Here is a 24,059-nt window from a genome sequence, read left to right as displayed (position 1 = left end):
TGGAGATGGGCGTATTCTTCGCCCTCATCAACAGGAATTAAAATGAGCGAAAGCTTTGCGGAACTCTTTGAAGAAAGCCTAAAAACCCTGAACCTTCAGGCAGGCTCCATCATCACCGGTGTTATCGTTGATATCGATTACCAGGCTCGCTGGGTAACCGTTCACGCTGGCCTGAAGTCTGAAGCACTCATCCCGCTTGAGCAGTTCTACAACGACGCTGGCGAACTGAACATCAACGTCGGTGACGAAGTTCACGTTGCTCTGGACTCGGTTGAAGACGGCTTTGGTGAAACCAAGCTGTCCCGTGAAAAAGCCAAGCGCGCTGAATGCTGGATTGTTCTGGAAGCAGCCTTCGCAGCCGAAGAAGTGGTCAAGGGCGTTATCAACGGTAAGGTTAAAGGCGGCTTCACTGTCGACGTTAACGGCATCCGTGCGTTCCTGCCAGGTTCTCTGGTTGACGTCCGTCCAGTGCGCGACACCACGCACCTGGAAGGCAAAGAGCTGGAATTCAAGGTCATCAAGCTGGACCAGAAGCGCAACAACGTTGTCGTTTCCCGTCGTAGCGTCCTGGAAGCCGAGAACTCCGCCGAGCGCGAAGCTCTGCTGGAATCCCTGCAGGAAGGCCAACAAGTCAAAGGTATCGTCAAGAACCTCACCGATTACGGCGCATTCGTCGATCTGGGTGGCGTCGATGGCCTGCTGCACATTACCGACATGGCTTGGAAGCGTATCAAGCATCCTTCCGAAATCGTCAACGTTGGCGACGAGATCGATGTCAAGGTTCTGAAGTACGATCGCGAGCGCAATCGTGTTTCCCTGGGCCTGAAGCAGCTGGGCGAAGATCCATGGGTTGCTATCAAAGCCCGTTACCCAGAAAGCACTCGCGTTACCGCGCGTGTAACCAACCTGACCGACTACGGCTGCTTCGCTGAGCTGGAAGAAGGCGTTGAAGGTCTGGTACACGTTTCCGAAATGGACTGGACCAACAAGAACATCCACCCTTCGAAAGTCGTACAAGTCGGCGACGAAGTGGAAGTTATGGTTCTGGACATCGACGAAGAGCGTCGTCGTATCTCCCTGGGCATCAAGCAGTGCAAATCTAACCCGTGGGAAGATTTCTCTGGCCAGTTCAACAAGGGCGATAAAATCTCCGGCACCATCAAGTCGATCACCGATTTCGGTATCTTCATTGGTCTGGACGGCGGCATCGACGGTCTGGTTCACCTGTCCGACATCTCCTGGAACGAAGTGGGCGAAGAAGCCGTTCGCCGCTTCAAGAAGGGCGACGAGCTGGACACCGTTATCCTGTCGGTTGACCCAGAGCGCGAGCGCATCTCCCTGGGTATCAAGCAACTGGAAAGCGATCCGTTCTCCGAGTACGTTCAAGAGAACGACAAAGGCGCCATCGTTAAAGGCATCGTGAAGGAAGTTGACGCTAAAGGCGCCATCATCACTCTGGCCGACGATATCGAAGCAACTCTGAAAGCCTCCGAAATCAGCCGTGACCGCGTTGAAGACGCGCGCAACGTTCTGAAAGAAGGCGAAGAAGTAGAAGCCAAGATCATCAGCGTTGACCGCAAGAGCCGTGTAATTCAGCTCTCGATCAAGTCGAAAGACGTTGAAGACGAGAAAGAAGCAATCCAGAGCCTGCGCGACAAGCCAGTAGCTACTGATGCTCCTGTGGCCACCACTCTGGGTGACCTGCTGCGTGCACAAATGGAAAAGCAGAACTAAGTTCTGACTTTCTGTAAAAAAGGGCGACTTCGGTCGCCCTTTTTTGTGCCTGGAGTTTGGTGAAATACGCCTGGCTTTAGCTGCTCGGGTCGTGAACCAAAGATGCTGAAAAAATGTCTGATTGTTTAGTCGGATCAAGCGCTTATTTGCAGCTAGTCTTTAGCCTGAGACTAATGATCGCCCGGTGGGCTTTCTGGCAAAAGGACGTGAATGAACAAGCTCATTGTCGCAGTCGCAGTCGCAGTGCTGGTATTGGCGGGTTGTACCACCAACGCCAAGACTCACGTAGTGCGTGGGGTTAGCGGTATTGAGGTCGATTGTTCGGGGCTCGGTTCGAAATGGGAGAAGTGTTACAAGCGTGCGGCCAAGGAATGCAAGGGGGTGGGCTACCAGGTTGTGGCAAGGTCTGATGATCTCAAGGAGGAGGATGAGGAAGGGGGGCTTTTCGGGTTCAACCCGGCAGGTTTCCTGACGCGCACTATGTTGGTGATTTGCCGATGATGTGGTGATAGCTCAGAGTCTTCCCGTCCCGGGAATCAAGCATTTTGGGGGGCTGGGACAGATGGCAAAACTCAGGCTGTTCAAAAACGTTCGGGCGTGCTAAAACCTTTGAAGCGCTGACCTAGCTGCTTGAAAAAGAAGGGAAAAATATGACGAAGTCGGAGTTGATCGAACGAATTGTCACCCATCAAGGGCTGCTCTCATCCAAGGATGTGGAGTTGGCCATCAAGACCATGCTTGAGCAAATGTCCCAATGTCTGGCTACCGGGGATCGCATCGAGATCCGGGGGTTTGGCAGTTTCTCTCTGCACTACCGCGCACCACGTGTCGGCCGTAATCCGAAAACCGGCCAGTCTGTCAGTCTCGACGGCAAGTTCGTTCCTCACTTCAAGCCAGGTAAAGAGCTGCGTGACCGGGTGAATGAAGAAGAAGAGGATGGGCATTTCGGTCTTTGATTTCAAGGAGTTGGCAATGCGTAACCTAAAGCGCGTGATGCTCGTGGTATTCGTACTGTTACTGGTATTGGCGATTCTTGCGTTCGTGCTCGAGAACCAGCAGTCTGTTTCATTGTTATTCCTTGGCTGGTCGGGGCCGCAGCTACCCGTTTCATTGGCGGTACTGTCGGCGCTTATGGTGGGTATGGTGATCGGGCCTATGTTGCATTGGTTCCTGGGTCGCACATCTTCAAGGTCCAAATACCCAGGCTGATTGCGGCGCATGCTGGGTAACGTGTTTGGCGTTAGTCACTGCTTGTCTGCATCCATTAGTAAAAACGTCATTAAGCTGTAAAATGCTTTGCTTGTCCGAAAACGGCTGGTTCCGAGGTCGGCCGGACTGACTCTGCAGGCAGCCTCGGGTGCCGGCTTTTGCATTCATGGATTAGACAGTGCTCGGTTTGGCGGCCCTGTCAGTAACTCAAGGGTATGGTTTCGCGTGAAAATTCTAGTTACCGGCGGCGCCGGATTTATCGGTTCGGCGGTCATCCGCCATATCATCTCCAGCACTTCCGATTCTGTCGTTAATGTCGATAAGCTCACTTATGCGGGTAACCTTGAGTCCTTGGCAGGAGTCAGCCAGGACTCGCGATACCTGTTCGAACACATTGATATTTGTGACCGTGACCAAGTCGACCGAGTTTTGCGCGAGCACCAGCCGGACGCCATCATGCACTTGGCCGCAGAATCTCATGTCGATCGTTCTATCTCCGGTCCATCGGAGTTTATCCAGACCAATATCATTGGCACGTACACCCTGCTGGAAGCAGCACGTCACTATTGGGCAGCACTCGACGGTGCGCGCAAAGCCAGATTTCGCTTCCATCATATTTCGACAGATGAAGTCTACGGAGACCTCGAAGGGCCCGAAGACCTCTTTACCGAAACCACGCCCTATCAGCCAAGTTCACCGTACTCCGCCAGCAAGGCCAGTTCTGATCACCTGGTTCGTGCCTGGGCGCGCACCTATGGCTTGCCAACCCTGGTAACCAATTGCTCGAACAACTATGGCCCATGCCACTTTCCCGAGAAGTTGATTCCGCTGATCATCCTCAATGCACTGGCAGGCAAGCCGCTTCCAGTTTACGGTCAAGGCAACCAGGTCCGTGACTGGCTTTACGTCGAAGATCACGCCCGAGCGCTATATAAAGTTGTCACTGAGGGCGTTGTTGGCGAGACATACAACATCGGTGGTCATAACGAAAAGCAGAACATTGAAGTGGTTTACACCCTGTGTGCCTTGCTTGACGAACTTCGTCCAGATTCCGCGCACCGGCCGCATGCCAGTCTGATCACCTACGTTCAGGATCGTCCCGGGCACGACCAGCGATACGCGATCGATGCCAGCAAAATCCAGCGCGAGCTGGGCTGGACTCCGGAAGAAACCTTCGAAACCGGCATCCGCAAGACGGTTGAATGGTATCTGGACAATACCGAGTGGGTAGAGCACGTCAAGAGCGGCAGCTATCAGCAGTGGCTCGACTTGAACTACACGGATCGCTCGAGCAAAGCATGAAAATCCTTCTGTTGGGAAAAAATGGTCAAGTGGGCTGGGAGCTGCAACGCTCCCTTGCACCTTTGGGTGAACTGATCGCATTGGACCGCCGTTCGAATGATGGTTTGACAGGAGATATTTCCAATCTCGATGCCTTGCGCGCCACAATCCGCAAGGTCAAACCTGATGTCATCGTCAATGCGGCGGCCTACACTGCCGTGGACAAGGCCGAGTCCGAAACTGAATTGGCAGACAGAGTGAACAGTCTGGCAACCCAAGTCATGGCTGAAGAGGCCGCATCCTCGAATGTATGGCTGATTCACTATTCCACCGATTATGTTTTCAACGGCCAGGGCTCCACCCCTTGGCAGGAGACAGATGCTGTCGCCCCGGTAAATCATTACGGTGTCACCAAGCTCGCGGGAGAGCAGGCTATAGCTGCATCCGGATGTAAGCACCTGATTTTCCGTACCAGCTGGGTCTATGGAGCTCGCGGTAACAACTTCGCCAAGACCATGCTGCGTCTGGCCAAGGATCGAGAAACACTGAGCGTCATTGCAGACCAGATCGGAGCACCCACTGGTGCCGACCTGATTGCAGATGTGACGGCGTTGGCCATCCAGCAAGCCGTCCAGCGTCCGGAGCTGTCAGGTCTATATCACTTGGCAGCAAGCGGTGAGGTTTCCTGGCACGGTTATGCCCGCTATGTGATCGAATTTGCCAAGGCCAATGCCGAGCAACTCGCCGTCACAGCTGTAGATCCCATAGAAACCACCGCGTATCCAACGCCTGCACGCCGTCCTTTGAATTCGAGGCTGAATACTCGGAAACTGCGTGATAATTTTTCTCTGCACTTGCCGGATTGGCAAAGTGGCGTAACCCGAATGCTTATGGAAATTCTGAACAAATGACAACAACAAATCGTAAAGGCATCATTCTAGCCGGTGGTTCGGGAACTCGGCTCCACCCGTTGACGCTTGGTGTTTCCAAGCAGATGCTGCCGATATACGACAAGCCAATGATTTTTTATCCGCTGTCGGTGCTCATGCTTGCCGGGATGCGTGAAATTTTGATCATTTCCACCCCGGAAGATCTACCGTGCTTCCGCAAGTTGCTGGGTGATGGCAGCCGTTATGGCATCAAGCTTGCCTACGCGGAACAACCAAGCCCGGATGGTCTTGCGCAAGCATTCATCATAGGTGAAGAATTCATCGGCAAAGATCCATGCTGCCTCATCTTGGGGGATAACATTTTTTACGGTCAGCACTTCTCGGACAAACTCCGTTCCGCCAGTGCTCAAACTCATGGTGCGACAGTTTTCGGGTATCACGTTTCCGATCCCGAGCGATTCGGCGTGGTGGAATTTGATTCCTCAGGCCGTGCCTTGAGTATTGAAGAAAAACCGCTCACGCCTAAATCCAGCTACGCGGTGACTGGTTTGTATTTCTTCGACAATCAGGTTGTCGAGATAGCAAAAAATATCAAGCCGTCCGAACGTGGCGAATTGGAGATAACCGATGTCAACCGTGTCTATCTCGAGAAAAAGACTCTCAACGTTGAAATGCTCGGTCGCGGGTTTGCATGGTTGGATACCGGTACTCATGATTCACTGCTTGAAGCCAGCCATTTTGTGCATACCATCGAGCAGCGTCAGGGGTTGAAGGTGGCTTGTCTGGAAGAAATTGCTTACAACAGTGGCTGGATAACTGCTGAGCAGTTGGGATCTCAAGCTGATGCACTGAAGAAGACTGGCTATGGTCAGTACCTGCAAAGGCTGTTGGTCTTACCTTCCCTGTGAGATGGTCGCGAATCGTTCGCTTCGGCCCGGGCTCGTCAGAGAGTTTCAGTCGCTGCTAATAGCTGGTAGTACTGCGGATCGCCTGGTTATTGTGATGATTCGTATCGATAGAATGCGAAAGAAATAAAGCTCGCGTCCTATCTACAATGAAAATGAATAGGCTAAATTTTATATGACGAACACCCCGGCATCCACGCAGCGCACCGATGGGATTGACCTGTTTGAACTGTTTGCGGCGTTATGGGCTCAGAAGCTATTGATAATCAGCGTCGCTTTAGTCGGAGTATTGGCAGCAGCGACTTATGCATTTTTAAGTAAGCCGGTGTATGAGGCGCGTGTTTACCTGCTGCCACCTACCTTGAACGGAATCGCCGATTTCAACTATGGCCGAACTTTCGGTGCAGAACTGACACCATTTACGATCAAAGACGTATACGAAGTATTCATCCGTAATTTACAGAGTGAATCTTTACGACGTGCTTTCTTCAATCAAGTTTATCTACCTTCACTATCGCCGTCCGAGCGCGATGGATCGCAAGATCTGCTGTACTCTGATTTTTTAAAATTATTGACTATAGGTCTACCAACCAAGGAACAGCCAGATCGTTATTCCGTGATCGCTCGAGGTGAGGATCCTGCACATGCCACCGCGTGGGTTAAGGATTTTGCAGAGCGGGCGGGTGCCGCAGCGGAAAAAGAAATGATCAGTAATATCACCCGTGAAGCTGAAGTGCGGGTACGCAATCTTGGTCAGCAGATTACTACGCTGCAAGAAGCCGAAAACCGAGTTCGCCAGGATTCCATCACAAGATTGCGCGAGGCGCTAGCGGTTGCCGTGGCCATTGGTCTAGAGAATCCTCCTATTATCTCGGGTAATCTTTCCGCTGAGGTCTCCGCCGGTATGGATGGACAGCTCACATATATGCGCGGTAGTAAAGCGCTAAAGGCGGAAATTCAGAACCTTGAAACGCGTAAATCTGATGATCCTTTCATAGGCTCACTAAGAGCGCTTCAAATCAAGCAAAGCTTTTACAAGGATCTACAGGTTAGCCCGAGCACTGTCTCTGTCTATCGTCAGGATGGTCCAATCGAGCAGCCCGACCGCCCTATCAAACCAAAAAAGGAACTCATCATATCGCTGGGGCTATTCCTGGGCTGTGTACTTGGTTTCATGATCGCGCTGATCCGCCATTTTGTCATTACCAGGAAAAGTCGTGCTTGAGCCTTCACCTATTTACTTGTTTGTCGCCACATAAAGAAGCTGTAGAGATGGCGGGTAGTCAAATATCACGCAAGCCTGCGCAGTATCGTCGGTCCAGGTTTGCGGCGGGTGGTATTTATTGCCATGAGCGCCTCCGTAAGTGTCCCTTTCTATTGGTGATGGGTGGGAGCTGAATATTGAGTCTCTGATCAGCTATCAGCAAAGCACTGGAAAACCGGAGGAGGGGCGTTATCGTGAGCCGCTATTTAAAACATTTTCAGCAAAGATCAGCATTCGACGTCAAATCAGAACGCATGGTGCCGCTAACAACGAATCGTCGATGTGATAGGGTTGTTGATGCCCCTTCTCAATCCTCGGCAGGTGGGCTTGGGGACAAGGAGCATCGGCGGTAGGTGTCTTGGCCTTGATATCAGGACTGATCGGGCTGGTGGTTATGGTGTTCTCAGGAAGCCAGCGGTAAATTCTGAGGAGGTACCGTGTTGTAATTTATTGCTAACCTCTTCTGACAGCGGGTCGGGAACTGAAAGGCCGGTGTGACGTATGTTATTCCTTTGCTTTTGGTGTCGATTTTAGTGGCTTGGGATATTGTGCGTGCTTGGGTCATGAATCGGAGTGCTTGAAAAGCAATGAGTTACTACCTGGAAATAGCTTGTGGATCAATTTTTAAGGGTGAATTGATTTTGGATGCCCAACAGCTTAAGACATCGCGCGACATGAGTGACAAAAAAATTCCTGTAGTAAGTTTTAGTGCGGCCGTATCAAATGATTAATTTTGTTTTTGTATTTTTGGCTAACGTTTTTTTTAGTGCGCCCTCTATATTTTTAGTGGTGGCCAGTTCCCACTTAGGAAGCTTCAATGATGCGGCAATGCTAGGGGCAGCGTTCTCCATTTGTGCCCCGGTGCAGCTATTTTTTTCCATGCAGCACAATATTTCCATTTTGAGCGGAAAATTAAGTTACAGAGATTCATTGCGTACGAGGATTTGGCTGGTCATACCGTTTTTACTTTTTGGCTTTCTTGGTGCGCTTTTGTTTTCCTCGCAAATTGTATTTTGGTTTTTTCTATATAGATGTGCTGAGTTTTTATACGAGCCCATCCTTTGCGAGGGAATCAGAACGGGCGATTATCGTAATATTTTTGCGTCGACATTATTCAGATTTGCTCTATTTTCTCTAATTGTCTTTATTTTGTTATACGTTGGGGCTGGTCTGAGTATGGCGCTGATGGTGGTAGGTCTAGTGTTCCTGCTACTCACTCTAAAGTTCATCTCTGTTGCCTTTGACACAGGGGTGGTGTCATGGGGCGGATTTGTTTTAGGTGCGGCCGCTTTTTTTTCGAGTCTCATCGTAAACATCCCCAGATACTTTGTTGTTGGTGAAGATGCTTCATTTGCAGCTTTCTATTCAAGTATGTTGACCTTGGTCCTGGGAGGAGGGCTGCTATACGGGGCTTTTAATAACTATTTTTTTCCTAAGTTCATTGCTTCGGGTAGAACTGGAGCCATGAAGTTTCTTAATGTATCGATGGGCGTATTTCTCGGCGGCTTCTTATTGTCATATTTGTTGTTTTCGGGCGCTGTCATACCCAAGCTGTTTCTGGGGGTGTTTCTAGGCGCTAAGTATTTGGTTTATTTTGAGCTTGTTATCGGTTTTGCATTTTTTTATTTCGTACTTTACTTTCATGCTGTGTTGAATTTTATATTCGTGTTCCTTGGTTTGGCAAGGACATATATGGCTTCTCTGATCGTTTATGGTGTATGCATGGCCTGCTTCATCTTTGTCGTGAGGAGTTCTTCTGCAGGTGATTTTAGTCGTTTGATTTGGATCGTTGTTTGTTTTGGGGTGGTCTATGCGGTAGTTTGTTATCTTTTTCTTATGTTCAAGTTGTTGAGAGGGCATGAGGGATGATATTTCTAAGTGTGTTTTTAATTTTCGTTCTTTCGATACTTGACAGCCGAACCTCCTTCCTTGGTGCTGCGCATTCTTAGTGGTGGGAGTATGCTCTTGTTTTTGTCATATGCTTCAGTGGTTTACTACGGTTTAGAATTTTTCTTTGTGGCCGGTAAGATGGGGCAGGTGCTTGGGTCCTGGGGTTAATGGCGTTTCTGATCCCGGGAGCAGGAAACCCCTTGCTATTGGCTCCTGTGTTTGTGTTCATGCATTTTATAGCTATAATGTTGGTAAATAGTGAGCTTTCCCCCGGTAGCGAATTTGATCAGAGCAGTGAGGCCCAGTTTAAAAAAAGGTAACTCTTCCGACCCGGCTTTTTAAAGGTAATGGGTAGATTTTCTGGTTTCTTTATTGGGTGTTAACTAGGAATAAATATGTTTTCGGTTAGCGTTTGTATAGCTACTTACAATGGGGCTGAATTCATCAGGGATCAGCTGAGTTCAATACTCGAGCAAATTCCGGAAGATTCTGAAGTTTTGATCGGTGATGATGGTTCGAGCGATGAGACAATTCGTATTGTTGAAGAGTTTCACGATGTCAGAATCAGGATTATCAGAAATACCACGAATCTTGGGTATATAGGTAATTTTGAGAATTTAATTAGTGAAGCATCGGGTGCTTATATTTTTTTAAGTGATCAAGATGATCTCTGGCCTGCGGGCAGAGTCGACAAGATGATTTCTGCAATGGAACTTTCGAATAGTTTGCTGGTAGTGGGCTCTATGGAGTCATTTGTCGATGATGTTGACTCTCGTAAGTTTTTCTGTGGTTTTGATCATACAAGGAATGGTACTCCTTACAAGAATATATTTGACATTTTTATCGGGCGTAGCGTTCCTTACTATGGCTGTGCCATGCTGTTGTCGAAGAAGATAAAACCCTGTCTGATCCCTTTTTACTCGAAGGTGATTAGTCATGATATATGGATCGCTTTCGTCGCAAATAGACGTAATTCGGTCGTTCATTTGAGCGACACGGTTGTGTTAAGACGTATTCATGGTAGTAATCTGACCAATAATAACCGTGGTTTTTTCGATAAAATCAAAACCCGGCTTATCTGGTCGTTGGCTATTTTTCATATTATTTAATAAAGAGGGTACGCCGTGTTTGATAATAAGACTCTACTGATAACTGGGGGGACAGGTTCTTTTGGCAACGCTGTGCTCAAGCGATTTTTAGATACTGACATCACTGAAATTCGTATTTTCAGCCGCGACGAGAAAAAGCAGGATGACATGCGCAAGCGCTATGCCAGTCCGAAGCTGAAATTTTACATAGGAGATGTGCGGGATTATCAGAGCATATTGAATGCTAGTCGTGGCGTGGACTTCATTTTTCATGCCGCAGCGCTCAAGCAAGTCCCATCCTGCGAGTTTCACCCGATGGAGGCTGTCAAAACCAATGTTCTTGGTACCGAGAATGTTCTTGAGGCGGCGATACAGAATCAAGTCAAACGGGTAGTTTGTCTGAGTACCGACAAGGCTGTGTACCCGATCAATGCCATGGGTATTTCCAAAGCCATGATGGAAAAGGTCATGGTTGCCAAATCCCGTAATGTGGATGAAACCAAGACGGTGATTTGCGGTACGCGCTACGGTAATGTCATGGCTTCGCGTGGATCCGTCATTCCTTTGTTCATTGGTCAGATTCGAGCTGGCCAACCGCTGTCGATTACAGATCCAAACATGACACGCTTCATGATGACTCTCGCGGATGCTGTTGATTTGGTTCTGTATGCTTTTGAGCATGGCAACAACGGTGATCTATTCGTCCAGAAGGCCCCTGCCGCGACTGTGGAGACTCTTGCTCTCGCCCTGACATCGATGCTAGGGCAGCCTGAGCATCCTATTCAGGTTATCGGCACACGCCACGGCGAGAAACTCTACGAGGCGCTTTTGAGCCGAGAAGAAATGGCCTGCGCAGAGGACATGGGCGATTATTTCCGAGTGCCGCCGGATCTTCGGGATTTGAATTACAGTAAATTTGTCGAGCAAGGCGAAGAAAAAATTTCCACCATGGTGGACTACAACTCGCACAACACCGAGCGCCTGGATGTTCAGGGGATGCAGAATTTGCTACTGAAACTTGACTTTATGCGTGCAATTCAGCGCGGCGAATATGCGACACCCGAGGAATAAAGCATGAAAGTATTGATCACCGGTGCTAACGGATTCGTTGGTAAAAACCTTATAGCTCATCTGCGTGAGCGAAAAGACGTCGAGGTGCTGCGATTCTGTCGCGAAGATAATATCGCCAGTCTGCATTCGCTCGTATCTGAGGTGGATTTCGTTTTCCACTTAGCCGGTGTCAATCGTCCTCAGGATGTCGAAGAGTTTAAGGTTGGTAACACCGATTTGACTCAAGCGTTATGCGCAGCGGTCGCGCTGAGTGGACGTAAAATTCCAATACTTTATACCTCCTCAATTCAAGCTGAGTTGGCTAATGCTTACGGCGACAGTAAGCGCGAAGCTGAAGATGCTCTGCTGAACCTTTCTACGACATTTGGCAATAGTGTACATTTGTTCAGGCTGCCAAACGTATTTGGGAAGTGGGCTCGACCTAACTACAATTCGGCTGTAGCGACTTTTTGTCATAATATAGCAAATAATTTGCCTGTCAGTATCAATGACGCCAACGCTAAAATTTCACTTGTTTACATCGACGACGTCATAAGCAGTTTTATTTCTGTTATGGACGGTAAGCAGACAGGTAATCCGTTTGTAAAAATAGAACAAAATTACTCGATAACTGTAGGTGATCTATCGGCACAACTGTATGCCTTCAAAGAGAGTCGGCAGTCTATGATTGCCGAGCGGGTCGGCACTGGCCTCGTGCGGGCTTTGTATTCGACCTATCTCAGCTACTTGCCACCCGAAGAGTTTACTTACGAAGTTCCTAAGTACGGAGATGCTCGCGGCGTTTTCGTGGAAATGCTCAAGACCAAGGATTCAGGTCAGTTTTCATACTTCACTGCGCACCCGGGTATTACTCGTGGCGGTCATTATCATCATACGAAAACAGAAAAATTTCTGGTTATTTCCGGCAAGGCATGCTTCCGATTTCGCCATATAACATCGGGTGAGTTCTATGAATTATTCACAGATGGAGAAGCCCCGAAAATTGTAGAGACCGTGCCCGGCTGGAGTCATGACATTACCAACGTTGGTGAAAGTGAAATGATCGTCATGCTGTGGGCGAACGAGATTTTTGATCGTGAGCTTCCGGACACCTACACTATGCCAGTGGGCACCGAAGCCTGATCGTATTAGGAATGAGAATCACAATGAAAAAGTTGAAAATCGTCACTGTAGTAGGCACCCGTCCTGAAATCATTCGCTTGTCGCGTGTCATCACTGCGCTGGATAAGTATTGCGATCACGTACTGGTCCACACAGGTCAAAATTACGATTACGAGTTGAATGAAATATTTTTCCAGGATCTCGGGATCCGCAAACCGGATCATTTTCTCAACGCCGCGGGCAGCAGTGGTGCTGAGACCATAGGAAATGTGATTATTTCTGTGGACCGAGTACTCGCGTCTGTTCAACCAGAGGCTTTGCTTGTCTTGGGTGATACCAATAGTTGCATGGCTGTTATTCCTGCCAAACGTCGCAAGATTCCAACTTTCCACATGGAAGCTGGTAATCGTTGTTTTGATATGAGAGTGCCTGAGGAAATCAATCGGCGGATTGTCGATCATACTGCTGATATTAATCTTACTTACAGCACAATTGCGCGCGATTACTTGCTCAAAGAAGGTCTGTCACCTGATATGGTGATCAAGACGGGTAGCCCGATGTTCGAAGTCCTGAATTATTATCGCCATGGGATCGAATCTTCGGACGTATTGGTACGTTTGGGACTTGAGGCTGGTAAATTTTTTGTAGTAAGCGCACACCGCGAAGAGAATATCGATTCTGACAAAAATCTCTTGAAGTTGGTTGATGTCCTCAATACCGTCGCGGCAACCTTCGGTTATCCGGTGATAGTTTCCACTCATCCACGCACTCAAAAGCGTGTAGATGCGATGGGAATTGTATTTCACGAAAATGTGAAACTTCTAAAACCTTTGGGTTTCAAAGATTACAACAAGCTGCAGTTGGAATCCAAAGCGGTGCTTTCTGACAGCGGTACCATCAGCGAAGAGTCTTCGATACTCAATTTTCCTGCATTGAATATCCGTGAGGCTCACGAGCGTCCAGAGGGAATGGAGGAGGCTGCGGTGATGATGGTGGGGCTCGAGGTCGAGCGAGTACTGCAAGGACTGATGGTTCTGGATACGCAAGCTTCCGGTACGGAGCGTACCCTGCGCCTGGTCGAAGATTACAGCATGCCCAATGTGTCAGAAAAAGTAGCCCGGATTGTTCACAGTTATACCGATTATGTAAATCGAATCGTCTGGAAACGCTACTAATTTGAGTTGTTATCATGCCTGAGAAGAAACTGAGAATCCTGCTGGTTACGCAATATTTTTGGCCAGAAAATATGCGTATAAACGATTTGGTTCGTGATTTTACCGAGAAGGGACATTCGGTCACTGTACTGACTGGTCTGCCAAATTATCCGGAAGGCAGAGTATTCGATGAATTCCAGGCGGTGCCTGAGCGTTTCAGTGAATACTTTGATGCCAGAATTGTCCGGGTGCCGATGCTTCCGCGAGGTAAGCGCAGCATTAATTTGGTATTGAATTATCTCAGTTTCTTTACTAGCGCCTCAGTTTTTGGCGCTTACAAATTACGTGGCGAGCAGTTCGACGCAATCTTCGTATATGCTGTATCACCGATCATGGCCGCTATTCCGGCATTGGTGATTGGTCGATTGAAAAAAGCACCCGTTTTTGTGTGGGTTCTTGATCTCTGGCCTGAAACGCTCAGAGCTGTCGGCGTTTTGAAGAAACCTGTGCTGCTGTCGATGGTCGGTAAGATGGTTTCATGGATTTATAATCGTACTGACTATTTGCTTTTGCAATCGCATGGTTTTTTTGAAAACGTTCAAAAGTATTGCACGAAAGACATATCTCCCCAACGACTGGTTTATTTTCCAAGTTGGGCTGAAGATGATTTTTCTACAGACGAAAATCGAGTCTCAACGTTGTTGGCACGTGACGATACTGTCTTTACTGTATTGTTCGCGGGCAATCTCGGAGAAGCTCAAGATCTTCCTGCTGTGTTAGATGCGGCCGAAGCGTTGGTTGGCAAGGTATCTGTGCGCTGGGTGATTGTTGGTGACGGGCGTATGAGCGACTGGCTAAGCCAACAAGTCCAGTCCAGAGGACTTGATAACGTGCTGCTACTAGGTCGACATCCTTTGGATGAGATGCCAGCTCTGTTCGCTTGTGCAGACGCTTTGCTTGTGTCACTGAAGACCAACGACGTTTTTGAGAAGACAATACCTGGAAAAGTACAGGCTTATCTTGCCTCCGGCAGGCCGCTGCTAGGGATGATCAACGGAGAGGCAGCAAGAGTGATCAGAGACTCGGGGGCCGGTCTCACATGCTCTTCTGGTGATTCGAAAGGTTTGGCAGAGATCACGTTGGCGCTGGCGCAATCTGACGCAAGTCAATTGAGGGCGATGGGTGAATTCGGTCGGCAGTATTACTTGAGTAATTATTCAAAATCTCGCCTTCTATCCCTGCTGGAAGATCTTTTCAGAAACGCCACTTTAAGAAAGGCCAGCTATTGATGCAGAATTCTATTTTGTTGACCGGGGCGACGGGCTTCGTCGGTGGCGCTATTCTCAAGCGTTTATACACCGAAAAAAAATATACTGTTGTTGCTGTTGTCCGAGGCGAATCCCAGCTTGAGGTTCAGGACGTTCGGACGGTGCGCATCGGCAGCTTTGATGGCGAAACCCAGTGGAAAGAAAATCTCAGAAACTTTGATGTGATTATTCACTCTGCGGCACGAGTTCATGTCATGAATGATGCCGAGTCCGATCCGTTGGCGGCGTTTCGCAAAGTGAATGTTGAAGGTACTTTGAACCTGGCTCGTCAGGCGGCCGCCTCTGGTGTGCGAAGATTCATTTTTATAAGTTCGATCAAGGTCAACGGAGAGGGGACGGCCGCAGGTACTCCCTATACAAGCGATGATACTCCCGCTCCGGTAGATCCCTACGGTATTTCGAAAATGGAGGCTGAGCAGGGACTTCGCCAGCTTTCGGCGGAAACCGCGATGGAGGTGGTTATTATCCGCCCGGTCCTGGTGTATGGACCGGGAGTCAAAGCGAACTTTCTGAATATGATGCGCTGGTTGGACAAGGGCGTTCCGTTGCCTTTCGGCGCGATTTACAATAATCGGAGTCTCGTTGCGCTGGATAACCTGGTAGATCTGGTAGTGACCTGTATAGATCACCCGGCCGCCGGCAATCAAACCTTTCTCGTGAGCGATGGCGAGGATTTATCCACTACCGCACTGCTAAACAAGATGGCGAAAGCGCTTCACAAGCCGGCTCGACTCATTCCGGTACCCAGTTGGGTGCTCCAGGGCGGTGCCGCTTTATTGGGTAAAAGAGCACTCTCCCAGCGTCTATGTGGATCGCTGCAAGTCGATATTACCAAGACTCGCACTCTTTTATGCTGGACGCCGCCAGTCAGTACTGATGATGCTTTGGCAGCAACTGCATTACATTTTCGGGAACATCAATAACAATGATTTACTTGTGGCTCATACCAGCTGTTGCCGTTCTTTCCTTGGGGCTGACTGCGGCGTTACGTCGTTATGCTCTGAGTCGAAATATTATCGATATCCCCAATGCGCGAAGTTCTCACTCCATCCCAACCCCACGCGGTGGTGGAGTGGCCATCGTAATCGCTTTTCTCGTATCGCTACCTGTTCTTGGTTATGCGGGGTTAGTTACGTGGTCGCAGCTCATTGCTGTAGGCGGAGCGGGGATGTTGGTCGCTCTAATTGGCTTTATGGATGACCATGGTCATATAGCAGCGCGTTGGCGATTGCTCGGTCATTTCGGTGCGGGTATATGGGCACTGTTATGGACTGGAGGCTTTCCTCCTATAGTCGTTTTTGGAATGAGCATGGACCTTCACTGGTTTGGCTATATTCTGGCGGCAATTTATCTGGTCTGGGTCCTCAATCTTTATAACTTCATGGACGGGATTGACGGAATTGCCAGCATAGAATCTTTGTGTGTGTGCCTTGGCGCGTGTTTCCTCTACTGGATCAATGGGACTCCAGCGCTGATATGGGGACCGATGGTCTTGGCTATGGCGGTCCTTGGTTTCCTATATTGGAACTTTCCCCCGGCACGCATTTTCATGGGGGATGCGGGCAGTGGGTTCCTCGGCATTGCACTGGGAGTGCTGTCACTCCAGGCAGCATGGACGTCTTCAGAGCTATTCTGGGCATGGTTGATTCTATTAGGGGTCTTCATCGTCGATGCAACGTTCACTCTATTACGTCGCATGATCCGAGGCGACAAGGTTTATGAAGCCCATCGCAGTCACGCTTACCAGTTCGCTTCACGGCAATTCGGCAAGCATCTACCGGTAACTCTGGCAGTAGGCGCAATCAATATGTTCTGGTTGTTCCCCATTGCTTTCTGCGTGATTTACTGGAGGCTCGATGGTGCAATTGGCCTAGTAATGGCGTACATCCCACTGATCATTCTCGCTGTGAAATTCCATGCAGGAGAACTCGAAAGCTCAGTCTCCACATCCACCGGTTGAGCTTTGGATACTGATTTAGCAGGTGTCGTGGGTGCCCGAATAGGTACAATGATCAAGTCATATCCAGTTTAGGAGCGGGACAAGGTGTTTGAAGCGTTTATGGAGAGGTTACGAGCTCATTTGCTCGGGCTACCACGCCGCCAGAAGCGACTGATTCAGGTTTCGGCCGACGTCGTTCTGGTTTGGGTCGCCCTGTGGCTGGCGTTCGTTGTTCGTCTTGGCATTGATGAGATGGCAAATCCGTTTATTGCTCACCCCTGGCTATTCCTGATTGCTCCAGTGGTTGCAATACCTTTGTTCATCCGCTTTGGCATGTATCGTGCTGTGATGCGCTATTTCGGCAATGACGCACTGATCGCCATTATCAAGGCTGTGAGCTTGTCATCCCTGATTCTTGGGGTCATCGTCTACTGGTACAGCAACCACCAAAATATCATCCCACGTTCGATCATCTTCAATTACTGGTGGTTGAGTCTGATCATGATTGGCGGTTTGCGTTTGGCAATGCGTCAGTACTTCTTGGGAGACTGGTTTACAGCTGTTCAGCATGTGCCCTTTACGAGCCGAGATGATGGTCTCCCGAGAGTGGCAATTTATGGCGCTGGTGCCGCAGGGAATCAGCTTGTTGCGGCATTACGCATTGGGCGGGCCATGCGCCCGGTAGCATTCATTGATGATGATAAAGGCATCGCCGAGCGGATAATCTCAGGCCTGCATGTCTACAATCCCAAGCAAATCCAGCGAATGATCGACGTTACCGGTGCTCAAGAGGTCCTTCTTGCGATTCCGTCGTCCAACAGAGGCCGTCGCCGTGAGATCCTCACATTCCTTGAAGGTTTTCCGCTGCATGTTCGAAGTGTGCCGGGTTTCATGGATCTGGCGAGTGGTAGAGTCAAGGTCGACGATATTCAGGAAGTAGACATTGCTGACTTGCTCGGCCGTGACTCCGTACCTGCTCAGGGAGAGTTGCTCGAGCACTGCATCAAGGGGCAGTCGGTTCTTGTTACTGGAGCAGGTGGTTCAATCGGTTCAGAACTTTGCCGTCAAATCCTGGCTTTGCGGCCAACAACGTTGTTACTGCTGGATCATAGTGAGTTTAATCTCTACAGCATTTTGTCTGAACTAGAGCAGCGCATCGCACGGGAATCACTACCGGTTCATCTGTTGCCCATTCTCGGTTCCGTACGCAATCCAGACAAGTTGCTGGACGTGATGAAAACCTGGCACGTAGACACTGTCTACCATGCCGCTGCTTACAAACACGTTCCCATGGTAGAGCACAACATTGCCGAAGGCGTCCTGAACAATGTGATCGGCACGCTCAATACCGCCCAGGCCGCTCTCCAAGCCGGTGTGGCCAACTTTGTATTGATCTCCACGGACAAAGCCGTGCGTCCGACCAATGTGATGGGCAGCACCAAGCGGCTTGCGGAATTGACACTGCAGGCACTGAGCCGCGAGATGGCCCCGGTGCTCTTTGGTGATACGGGCAATGTGTCGCGGGTCAATAAAACCCGATTTACCATGGTCCGATTTGGTAACGTGCTGGGGTCATCGGGTTCGGTGATTCCGTTATTTCACAAGCAGATCAAGTCGGGTGGCCCGCTCACCGTTACTCACCCTAAAATTACCCGTTATTTCATGACCATTCCCGAAGCGGCACAGTTGGTGATTCAAGCAGGGTCAATGGGGCAGGGTGGGGACGTGTTTGTTCTGGACATGGGCGAGCCGGTGAAAATTGTGGAGTTGGCGGAAAAGATGATTCATCTTTCCGGCTTGAGTGTTCGCTCTGAAAAAAATGTACACGGTGACATTTCCATTGAGTTTACTGGTCTGCGTCCGGGCGAGAAACTTTATGAAGAGTTATTGATCGGTGACAACGTAGTCTCCACCCAACATCCCATGATCATGAGTGCCAATGAAGATCATCTGACTTGGGACGTGCTCAAGGCCAAGCTGACGGAACTGCTCGCAGCAGTTGAGCAGGATGACTATGTACGAGTACGTCAATTGCTGCGCGACACGGTCAGCGGATATGCTCCAGATGGTGAAATTGTCGACTGGATCTATCAACAACGACGCTTCGAGCCCTGATCGGACTTATGTCATAGCCCCGCCACTTGGACTATGAGTGGCATTTCCAGAGATTGGAAGGCAGCTTCAGAGAAGCTGCTTCTCCTTAACGTGTCATTCAGCCTTACTACCTGGTTACGACCGGAACTACTCATGGGAACAGTTCCGCCTCTTGCAGCTTTTGCCCGTCTGGTCTTTAGCCGAGAGTTGTGGCTTTTCACTCAACTGCCAGTCGATGGCCAACGTCGGGTCGCTCCAGCGAATGCAACGTTCGGCAGATGGGGTGTAGTAGTCGGTAGTTTTGTAGAGAACTCCGCGAAGTCGCTCAGAACTACGAATCTGTGTGCGAAGCCTTCGGAGGGCCCATAGCTAACGATGGTTTTCAGCCGACAATCGAACCGCCACCCAACGGCTTAAATGTGGCGAACTGCACCGAATATCCACTGTCACGTCGAGAACCTCACCGACAGTGACGCGCACAAGTTTCCCCTGAGTAATCTCAAGTTGAAAGTGCAAGCCGAGTTCAAGGACGTCAGCGATGAGCCGCGATTTATCGACGGCAGGAAAAAAGCCTGCCGATCCTGGCCCGGTTAAAAGGTAAGGGATCTATGAACCCCACATTCAAAGCCGTCATCTCGCGGCATTGAATGTGGGGTTCGTGGAGCGGTTACGGATATTGGTCGGTTTTTGATGCAACGCTACAACTGGAAATGGCCACATAAATTCAACGGCGGGTGCTGCCCGCTGTTGCCGAGGAAAAGCTTAACGCAGTGTCCGGATTAGTTGACCACTACAGATATTCGACAGGCGTCAAGCCAGCACCCGCCGAGTGGCCCAGTCGAGAGCCGCGCTCAGATAGAAGAAGCCCCGGCGCATCGGGATGTAGGTTGTATCCATGGCCCAGACCTGATTCGGCCGGTCGGCACTTGCCTGGCAGCGGCTTACTCATGCGGCAAGCCTAATCAAGCTTGCTGGGCAAAGGAGTTCTGAAACCTCGCCTATTGAAGCTCTGGCGATTCAATGAATGGTAAAACGGTAGTTTCCAGAGCCGGCCTCATAGACCGAATATCCTGGCTCGGTACGGACGAAATTTGCGCCATCGCTTTGAACGCTACCTCCCCTATTTGGTACCCAGATTTCCGCGCTCGTGTTCACCGGGATACTGACAAAAAGCTCCCCTTGATCACTTCCTTCATTCCAGCGCACGGCAATCGTCCCGTAACCCGATCTATAACGGGCATTGGCCGAGTGCACCTCGCCCCCTGGGATAGGTTTGACGACAAATCGTCGAAATCCGGGCTCCACGGGACGGATACCGGCGATGTTTTGGTACATCCATTCTCCAATCGACCCGTAGGCGTAGTGGTTGAATGAATTCATCACCTTGTCTTGAAAGCTCCCATCTGGCCGAATTCCGTCCCAACGCTCCCACATCGTCGTTGCACCTTTGCTGATCTGGTAGCCCCAGGATGGATAGCTATTTTGAAGCAGCAGCCGGTACGCCACGTCTGCATGACCCGTTTCCGATAGTGCGGGTAGCAGACGAGGTGTGCCGAGGAATCCTGTGGACAGGTGCCAGTTCTTGTCCTTGATCAATTGAACCAATCGATCTGCAGCGGGCTTCCGTGATGCCGCCGGCAAGAGATCCATCGTCAGCGCAAGTGCATAGGCAGTTTGCGTGTCAGACTTCAATCTGCCATCTGGAAGGACATACGCACGATTAAATGCATTTTGAATATTCGCAAAAAGATCTGCATATCGACCGGAATCCTTATTGAGCGCGCGAGCAACTTTTTCGAGGGTATGCGCGCTATCCGCGAAGAATGCTGTCGCAATGAGATCTTTTGACGTCTCATCATCCACGTTCATCCAGTCACCGTAACCGCTACTGGGACGAAGATAGTCTGTACTGGTCTTTTCTAGATACGAAAGCCAACTGTCCATTGCACTGAAGTTTTGCTCGAGTATGCGCAGGTCTCCATAGCGCTCATACAAGGTCCAAGGCACCGATACACCGGCGTCACCCCAGCCAGCGTCAGCGTTTTTGATTCCCTGGAGAGTAGGTGCAACATCGGCAAAGGCCCCGGTTGGCGATTGAGTATCACGAAGATCAGTCAGCCATTTTTCCAGGAAAGATAACGTCTGCATATTGTAGGCGGCTGTACCCGCAAATGCTGCGAGGTCCCCCGTCCACCCCAAGCGCTCATCTCGCGCAGGTGTGTCCATTGGAACCGAGAGAAAGTTCCCGCGCTGACTCCATAAGATATTCTGTTGTAGCTGATTCAGCATCGGCACATTGGTATCAAAGGAGATAGTCAATGGTGAAGCTGTCCGCAATACACGACCGACAATTTCAGGCTGAGACGTTGCGCCGCTAACTTCGACATATCGGAAGCCATGAAACGTGAATGTGGGCTCAAATTTCTCCATTCCCTGCCCGCTCATGATGTACTGATCCGTCGCTTTTGCAGTACGAAGGTTTTCCGTATACAACGTGCCATCCGTGTTTAAGACTTCACCGTGCCGAAGCGTAAGAACTTGCCCAGCCTTCCCTCGGGTGCGCAATCTTGCGACGCCCACCATGTTTTGACCCATATCGTAAATGTAGGTGCCGGGCTTGATTTGCGTAACCTTTATGGGCTTGATCTCATGGTCAACGCGAATTGGAGGGTCGACTTGCGCAACCAGGGCGGCTTCCACATTCGGACCTACCAGTACCTGCCTCCAGTTTTTATCATCGTAGTTGGGTAAATTCCAGCCGGGCGTTGTCAATCGGGCATCGTATTGTTCACCCATTATCAGATCGGAATTAACTATTGGCCCAAGTGCACTCTTCCAACTGTCATCCGTAGCGATCAGTTCACTGCTGCCATCCGTATAGTGCAATTCGAGTTGCGCGAGCAGGTAAGGCAACTGGCCATACTGGTTCGGACCTAATGATCCAACATTCCCGACGTACCAGCCGGGGCCCAAGTCGACTGCAATTGCATTCCCGCCCGCGTGGATCAGTTTTGTCACGTCGTAGGTCTGGTATTGAACCCGCTTCCGATAGTCGGTCCAGCCCGGTGCGAAGTAGTCAGTACTTACAGTTTTGCCATTAATTTGAGCTCGATACAGCCCGAGTGCAGTGATATACAGCCTGGCTTGTTTGATTTCCTTGCTGGCATCAAAGTTTCGGCGCAATCGGGATGTCAGTCCATCGGGTTCTCGCGAACCGCTGATTTCCCATTTTGTCTTGCGGTCTCCCGAAATTTCCATCGCATTGGCGTAGGCTTCTCCAAACGTATAAGTGCTGTCAAGGTATGTGTACCATCCCGCGTCGCCGACGACCTCAGATTGTTCGAGATAATATTTTCCAGGCGGGAGGGGGCTGTCGAGCTTCAGGGTTGCCCATTCATTATCCGTGTGGTTCTCGATGCGCCGTTTTGTCACTAGTTCACCGTCGGGCCCGTTTTTTCTTAACGAGAGGGTAAAGCTGGTATTTCTAGTCTTGAAGGTCGGAACCTCTGCGCTGACTGACGCGATAGAGTGATCGGTAGTGAAACTCTGACCTTGACTTTCACCTGGCTTGAGTTGGGCCGGAGTGGCGGGAAGTTGCGATTTGATAAGATCCGGAGGCATGGGCACTACGCCACCACGGCCGATCCATTGCGCTTTCCAGTCGGTAGCGGTCAACAATCCCATTTCCCACGAGGAAGGTTTGCTCCAGGCAGATGGTTGGCCCTGAGCATCCCAGACGCGGACCGTCCAAAAATACCTTGTACGTGAACGTAGAGGCGCACCGGCATACGGAACAAATTGCGATCGCTCGTCGGCGATCTTGCCACTATCCCAAACATCCGCGTCACGAAGTTTCTCTGGACGTGATGCAACTCGGATTTGATAGAAGGTCTGTTTCTGGTTGCGCTCGTTCGATGCAATCACCCAACTGAATCTTGGGGTCGGAGTGTCAATGCCTAGCGAAGTTTTGGCATTTTCGATAGAAACGCTTTCAACTTTCACGGTCTCCGTGGCACTTGATGTAACAGTGCAAAACCACAGAAAAGCCGCGAGAAGAAAGATGGGAATAAGTCCTCGATTTTTCATTTGCTAAGATTTTTATCTCGAACGCCGGCCTAGTAGATACGCCTGGATTCCAGACGCGCGATGGAATGCGGGCCGTGGCCTTCGAGTACATTGAGGTTTTCTACAACCGCAAGCGCCTGCATTCGACCCTGGGCTACCGCTCTCCCTGTCAGTTGCTCAGTGACTGGCGCCTTGAGCAACAAGCGGAGAAAAGAGTAGCACAACCACCGCCCTTTGGAAGGCGAAAACCCGAGGGAACCTCAAATGGGCCAAACGAGACGGCTCTGGGGGAGGGGAAATAAGAATGCATTGATCCTGGTAGGGAATGAGCTTGTATCGCTATGGTAAATTTTCAAAGTAGTGGTATCCATTTATACGTGGGCAACTCGCTCCGAATATACAATATGCCTATCAATCAATATGTAGTGGTCAACTAATCTCGGACACTGCGTTAAGTTTTTCCTCGGCAACAGCGGGCGGCAGCCCGCTGTTGAATTGACGTGGCCGTTTCCAGTTGTAGTGTTGCATCAAAAACCGACCAATATCCTGATGTGCCAGCGAAGCATTCATGTAGCCCACGGCCGGTACCATTCCGTTTTCAGGTTGCGAAACAACCGCTCTATCGGCGTATTGTCGTGGCAGTTCCCGCGTCGACTCATGCTCTGCTTGAAGCGATAGCGCCAGAGTCGCCGGCGGAAGCTTCGGCTGGCATATTGGCTACCTTGGTCTGAGTGAAAGAGCACGTTCTGAGGTCAGCCACGCTGCTCATAGGCCATGTCCAAGGCCTTGATTACCAGGTCGGCATCGGGCTTCGATGAAAACGCCCAGCCCACCACACGATGGGTGAAAAGATCGATCACGGCAGCCAGGTGTGCCAGCGACCCTGAGCCCGTGGTGTCGCCGCACCAGACCTCATTCGGCGCCGACACTGTGAGCTCCTGATCCAGCACGTTCGGGATGTCCGGCCGCTCCACCGTCGCCTTTTTGTAAGCGTGTGAGCCGGGTTGCTTATACTTCAATCACCACGCGATGCCGGGAAACCCGAA

At 50.2% G+C, this 24,059-nt stretch carries 18 protein-coding genes and 5 pseudogenes; 19 read left to right on the top strand and 4 right to left on the bottom strand.

All coding sequences use genetic code 11. The annotated features are described in order from the left end of the window. Window positions 1-42 precede the first annotated feature (42 nt). The 17 genes from rpsA (at window position 43) to AC1D1M_RS07225 (ending at window position 18,969) form a co-directional block, all read left to right on the top strand. Window positions 43-1,734 carry a 30S ribosomal protein S1 gene (rpsA, locus tag AC1D1M_RS07305; protein WP_007973639.1) on the top strand — a complete coding sequence of 564 codons (1,692 nt, stop codon included), beginning with the start codon at window positions 43-45 and terminating at the stop codon, window positions 1,732-1,734. Window positions 1,735-1,944: 210 nt separating this feature from the next. After that, window positions 1,945-2,235 carry a hypothetical protein gene (locus AC1D1M_RS07300; RefSeq protein WP_477775105.1) on the top strand — a complete coding sequence of 97 codons (291 nt, stop codon included), beginning with the start codon at window positions 1,945-1,947 and terminating at the stop codon, window positions 2,233-2,235. Between the two features lie 149 nt (window positions 2,236-2,384). Then, entirely contained in the window at window positions 2,385-2,690 is a 306-nt protein-coding gene (ihfB, locus tag AC1D1M_RS07295; RefSeq protein ID WP_477775104.1) for an integration host factor subunit beta, read from the top strand. Between the two features lie 16 nt (window positions 2,691-2,706). After that, window positions 2,707-2,943 carry a LapA family protein gene (locus tag AC1D1M_RS07290; RefSeq protein WP_150753942.1) on the top strand — a complete coding sequence of 79 codons (237 nt, stop codon included), beginning with the start codon at window positions 2,707-2,709 and terminating at the stop codon, window positions 2,941-2,943. Window positions 2,944-3,168: 225 nt separating this feature from the next. Beyond that, window positions 3,169-4,245 (top strand): dTDP-glucose 4,6-dehydratase, encoded by a 1,077-nt coding sequence (gene rfbB / locus AC1D1M_RS07285; RefSeq protein ID WP_477775103.1) that lies wholly within the window; start codon window positions 3,169-3,171, stop codon window positions 4,243-4,245. Further along, window positions 4,242-5,135 (top strand): dTDP-4-dehydrorhamnose reductase, encoded by an 894-nt coding sequence (rfbD, locus tag AC1D1M_RS07280; RefSeq protein ID WP_477775102.1) that lies wholly within the window; start codon window positions 4,242-4,244, stop codon window positions 5,133-5,135. Before rfbB ends, rfbD begins: the two co-directional genes overlap by 4 nt. Further along, window positions 5,132-6,022: a glucose-1-phosphate thymidylyltransferase RfbA gene (gene rfbA / locus AC1D1M_RS07275; RefSeq protein WP_477775101.1), complete on the top strand. Its 891-nt coding sequence runs from the start codon at window positions 5,132-5,134 to the stop codon at window positions 6,020-6,022. Before rfbD ends, rfbA begins: the two co-directional genes overlap by 4 nt. 172 nt (window positions 6,023-6,194) lie before the next feature. Next, window positions 6,195-7,244 (top strand): LPS O-antigen chain length determinant protein WzzB, encoded by a 1,050-nt coding sequence (locus tag AC1D1M_RS07270; protein WP_477775100.1) that lies wholly within the window; start codon window positions 6,195-6,197, stop codon window positions 7,242-7,244. A gap of 762 nt (window positions 7,245-8,006) precedes the next feature. Then, window positions 8,007-9,152, top strand: a complete 1,146-nt coding sequence (locus tag AC1D1M_RS07265) for a hypothetical protein (RefSeq protein ID WP_477775099.1) — start codon at window positions 8,007-8,009, stop codon at window positions 9,150-9,152. 416 nt (window positions 9,153-9,568) lie between these two features. Beyond that, window positions 9,569-10,282, top strand: a complete 714-nt coding sequence (locus AC1D1M_RS07260) for a glycosyltransferase (protein ID WP_477775098.1) — start codon at window positions 9,569-9,571, stop codon at window positions 10,280-10,282. Window positions 10,283-10,297: 15 nt separating this feature from the next. Then, window positions 10,298-11,332: a polysaccharide biosynthesis protein gene (locus AC1D1M_RS07255; protein ID WP_150753935.1), complete on the top strand. Its 1,035-nt coding sequence runs from the start codon at window positions 10,298-10,300 to the stop codon at window positions 11,330-11,332. A gap of 3 nt (window positions 11,333-11,335) precedes the next feature. Beyond that, window positions 11,336-12,454 carry a UDP-2-acetamido-2,6-beta-L-arabino-hexul-4-ose reductase gene (gene wbjC / locus AC1D1M_RS07250; RefSeq protein ID WP_477775097.1) on the top strand — a complete coding sequence of 373 codons (1,119 nt, stop codon included), beginning with the start codon at window positions 11,336-11,338 and terminating at the stop codon, window positions 12,452-12,454. 23 nt (window positions 12,455-12,477) lie between these two features. After that, window positions 12,478-13,608 carry a non-hydrolyzing UDP-N-acetylglucosamine 2-epimerase gene (wecB, locus tag AC1D1M_RS07245; protein WP_150753933.1) on the top strand — a complete coding sequence of 377 codons (1,131 nt, stop codon included), beginning with the start codon at window positions 12,478-12,480 and terminating at the stop codon, window positions 13,606-13,608. Window positions 13,609-13,622: 14 nt separating this feature from the next. Then, entirely contained in the window at window positions 13,623-14,876 is a 1,254-nt protein-coding gene (locus AC1D1M_RS07240) for a glycosyltransferase family 4 protein (RefSeq protein ID WP_477775096.1), read from the top strand. Continuing rightward, window positions 14,876-15,838 carry a UDP-glucose 4-epimerase family protein gene (locus AC1D1M_RS07235; RefSeq protein WP_477775095.1) on the top strand — a complete coding sequence of 321 codons (963 nt, stop codon included), beginning with the start codon at window positions 14,876-14,878 and terminating at the stop codon, window positions 15,836-15,838. The genes AC1D1M_RS07240 and AC1D1M_RS07235 overlap by 1 nt, the downstream gene beginning before the upstream one ends. 2 nt (window positions 15,839-15,840) lie before the next feature. After that, on the top strand, window positions 15,841-16,875 hold the full coding sequence (locus AC1D1M_RS07230) for an MraY family glycosyltransferase (protein ID WP_477775094.1): 1,035 nt from the start codon (window positions 15,841-15,843) through the stop codon (window positions 16,873-16,875). A 99-nt stretch (window positions 16,876-16,974) separates the two neighbouring features. After that, window positions 16,975-18,969 (top strand): polysaccharide biosynthesis protein, encoded by a 1,995-nt coding sequence (locus AC1D1M_RS07225; RefSeq protein WP_477775274.1) that lies wholly within the window; start codon window positions 16,975-16,977, stop codon window positions 18,967-18,969. Between the two features lie 126 nt (window positions 18,970-19,095). On the opposite strand, the pseudogene AC1D1M_RS07220 reads toward AC1D1M_RS07225, so the two are convergent. Continuing rightward, window positions 19,096-19,428 (bottom strand): annotated as a pseudogene (locus tag AC1D1M_RS07220) (dTDP-4-dehydrorhamnose 3,5-epimerase family protein). 183 nt (window positions 19,429-19,611) lie between these two features. On the opposite strand from AC1D1M_RS07220, the pseudogene AC1D1M_RS07215 reads away from it, so the two are divergent. Continuing rightward, window positions 19,612-19,730 (top strand): annotated as a pseudogene (locus tag AC1D1M_RS07215) (IS3 family transposase); the annotation flags it as partial. 31 nt (window positions 19,731-19,761) lie between these two features. Here AC1D1M_RS07215 and AC1D1M_RS07210 read toward each other — a convergent pair. Together AC1D1M_RS07210 and AC1D1M_RS07205 are read right to left on the bottom strand one after the other, a co-directional pair. Continuing rightward, window positions 19,762-19,869: pseudogene (locus AC1D1M_RS07210) on the bottom strand (DDE-type integrase/transposase/recombinase); the annotation flags it as partial. Window positions 19,870-19,965: 96 nt separating this feature from the next. Continuing rightward, window positions 19,966-22,950 (bottom strand): family 78 glycoside hydrolase catalytic domain, encoded by a 2,985-nt coding sequence (locus AC1D1M_RS07205; protein ID WP_477775093.1) that lies wholly within the window; start codon window positions 22,948-22,950, stop codon window positions 19,966-19,968. 131 nt (window positions 22,951-23,081) lie between these two features. Between AC1D1M_RS07205 and AC1D1M_RS07200 the strand changes: the two are divergent. After that, a pseudogene (locus AC1D1M_RS07200) lies at window positions 23,082-23,180 on the top strand (IS3 family transposase); the annotation flags it as partial. A gap of 262 nt (window positions 23,181-23,442) precedes the next feature. On the opposite strand, the pseudogene AC1D1M_RS07195 reads toward AC1D1M_RS07200, so the two are convergent. Continuing rightward, window positions 23,443-24,023: pseudogene (locus tag AC1D1M_RS07195) on the bottom strand (IS3 family transposase); the annotation flags it as partial. Between the last annotated feature and the right edge of the window lie 36 nt (window positions 24,024-24,059).

Source organism: Pseudomonas sp. P1_F7 (genome assembly GCF_056405655.1).
This window is presented reverse-complemented; position numbering and strand designations above follow the sequence as displayed.

Excerpts from the sequence above, each read along its gene's own strand:
- rpsA (WP_007973639.1), top strand. The coding sequence starts at position 43 with ATGAGCGAAAGCTTTGCGGAACTCTTTGAAGAAAGCCTAAAAACCCTG.
- AC1D1M_RS07300 (WP_477775105.1), top strand. The coding sequence starts at position 1,945 with ATGAACAAGCTCATTGTCGCAGTCGCAGTCGCAGTGCTGGTATTGGCG.
- ihfB (WP_477775104.1), top strand. The coding sequence starts at position 2,385 with ATGACGAAGTCGGAGTTGATCGAACGAATTGTCACCCATCAAGGGCTG.
- AC1D1M_RS07290 (WP_150753942.1), top strand. The coding sequence starts at position 2,707 with ATGCGTAACCTAAAGCGCGTGATGCTCGTGGTATTCGTACTGTTACTG.
- rfbD (WP_477775102.1), top strand. The coding sequence starts at position 4,242 with ATGAAAATCCTTCTGTTGGGAAAAAATGGTCAAGTGGGCTGGGAGCTG.
- rfbA (WP_477775101.1), top strand. The coding sequence starts at position 5,132 with ATGACAACAACAAATCGTAAAGGCATCATTCTAGCCGGTGGTTCGGGA.
- AC1D1M_RS07270 (WP_477775100.1), top strand. The coding sequence starts at position 6,195 with ATGACGAACACCCCGGCATCCACGCAGCGCACCGATGGGATTGACCTG.
- AC1D1M_RS07265 (WP_477775099.1), top strand. The coding sequence starts at position 8,007 with ATGATTAATTTTGTTTTTGTATTTTTGGCTAACGTTTTTTTTAGTGCG.
- AC1D1M_RS07260 (WP_477775098.1), top strand. The coding sequence starts at position 9,569 with ATGTTTTCGGTTAGCGTTTGTATAGCTACTTACAATGGGGCTGAATTC.
- wbjC (WP_477775097.1), top strand. The coding sequence starts at position 11,336 with ATGAAAGTATTGATCACCGGTGCTAACGGATTCGTTGGTAAAAACCTT.
- wecB (WP_150753933.1), top strand. The coding sequence starts at position 12,478 with ATGAAAAAGTTGAAAATCGTCACTGTAGTAGGCACCCGTCCTGAAATC.
- AC1D1M_RS07240 (WP_477775096.1), top strand. The coding sequence starts at position 13,623 with ATGCCTGAGAAGAAACTGAGAATCCTGCTGGTTACGCAATATTTTTGG.
- AC1D1M_RS07235 (WP_477775095.1), top strand. The coding sequence starts at position 14,876 with ATGCAGAATTCTATTTTGTTGACCGGGGCGACGGGCTTCGTCGGTGGC.
- AC1D1M_RS07230 (WP_477775094.1), top strand. The coding sequence starts at position 15,841 with ATGATTTACTTGTGGCTCATACCAGCTGTTGCCGTTCTTTCCTTGGGG.
- AC1D1M_RS07225 (WP_477775274.1), top strand. The coding sequence starts at position 16,975 with ATGGAGAGGTTACGAGCTCATTTGCTCGGGCTACCACGCCGCCAGAAG.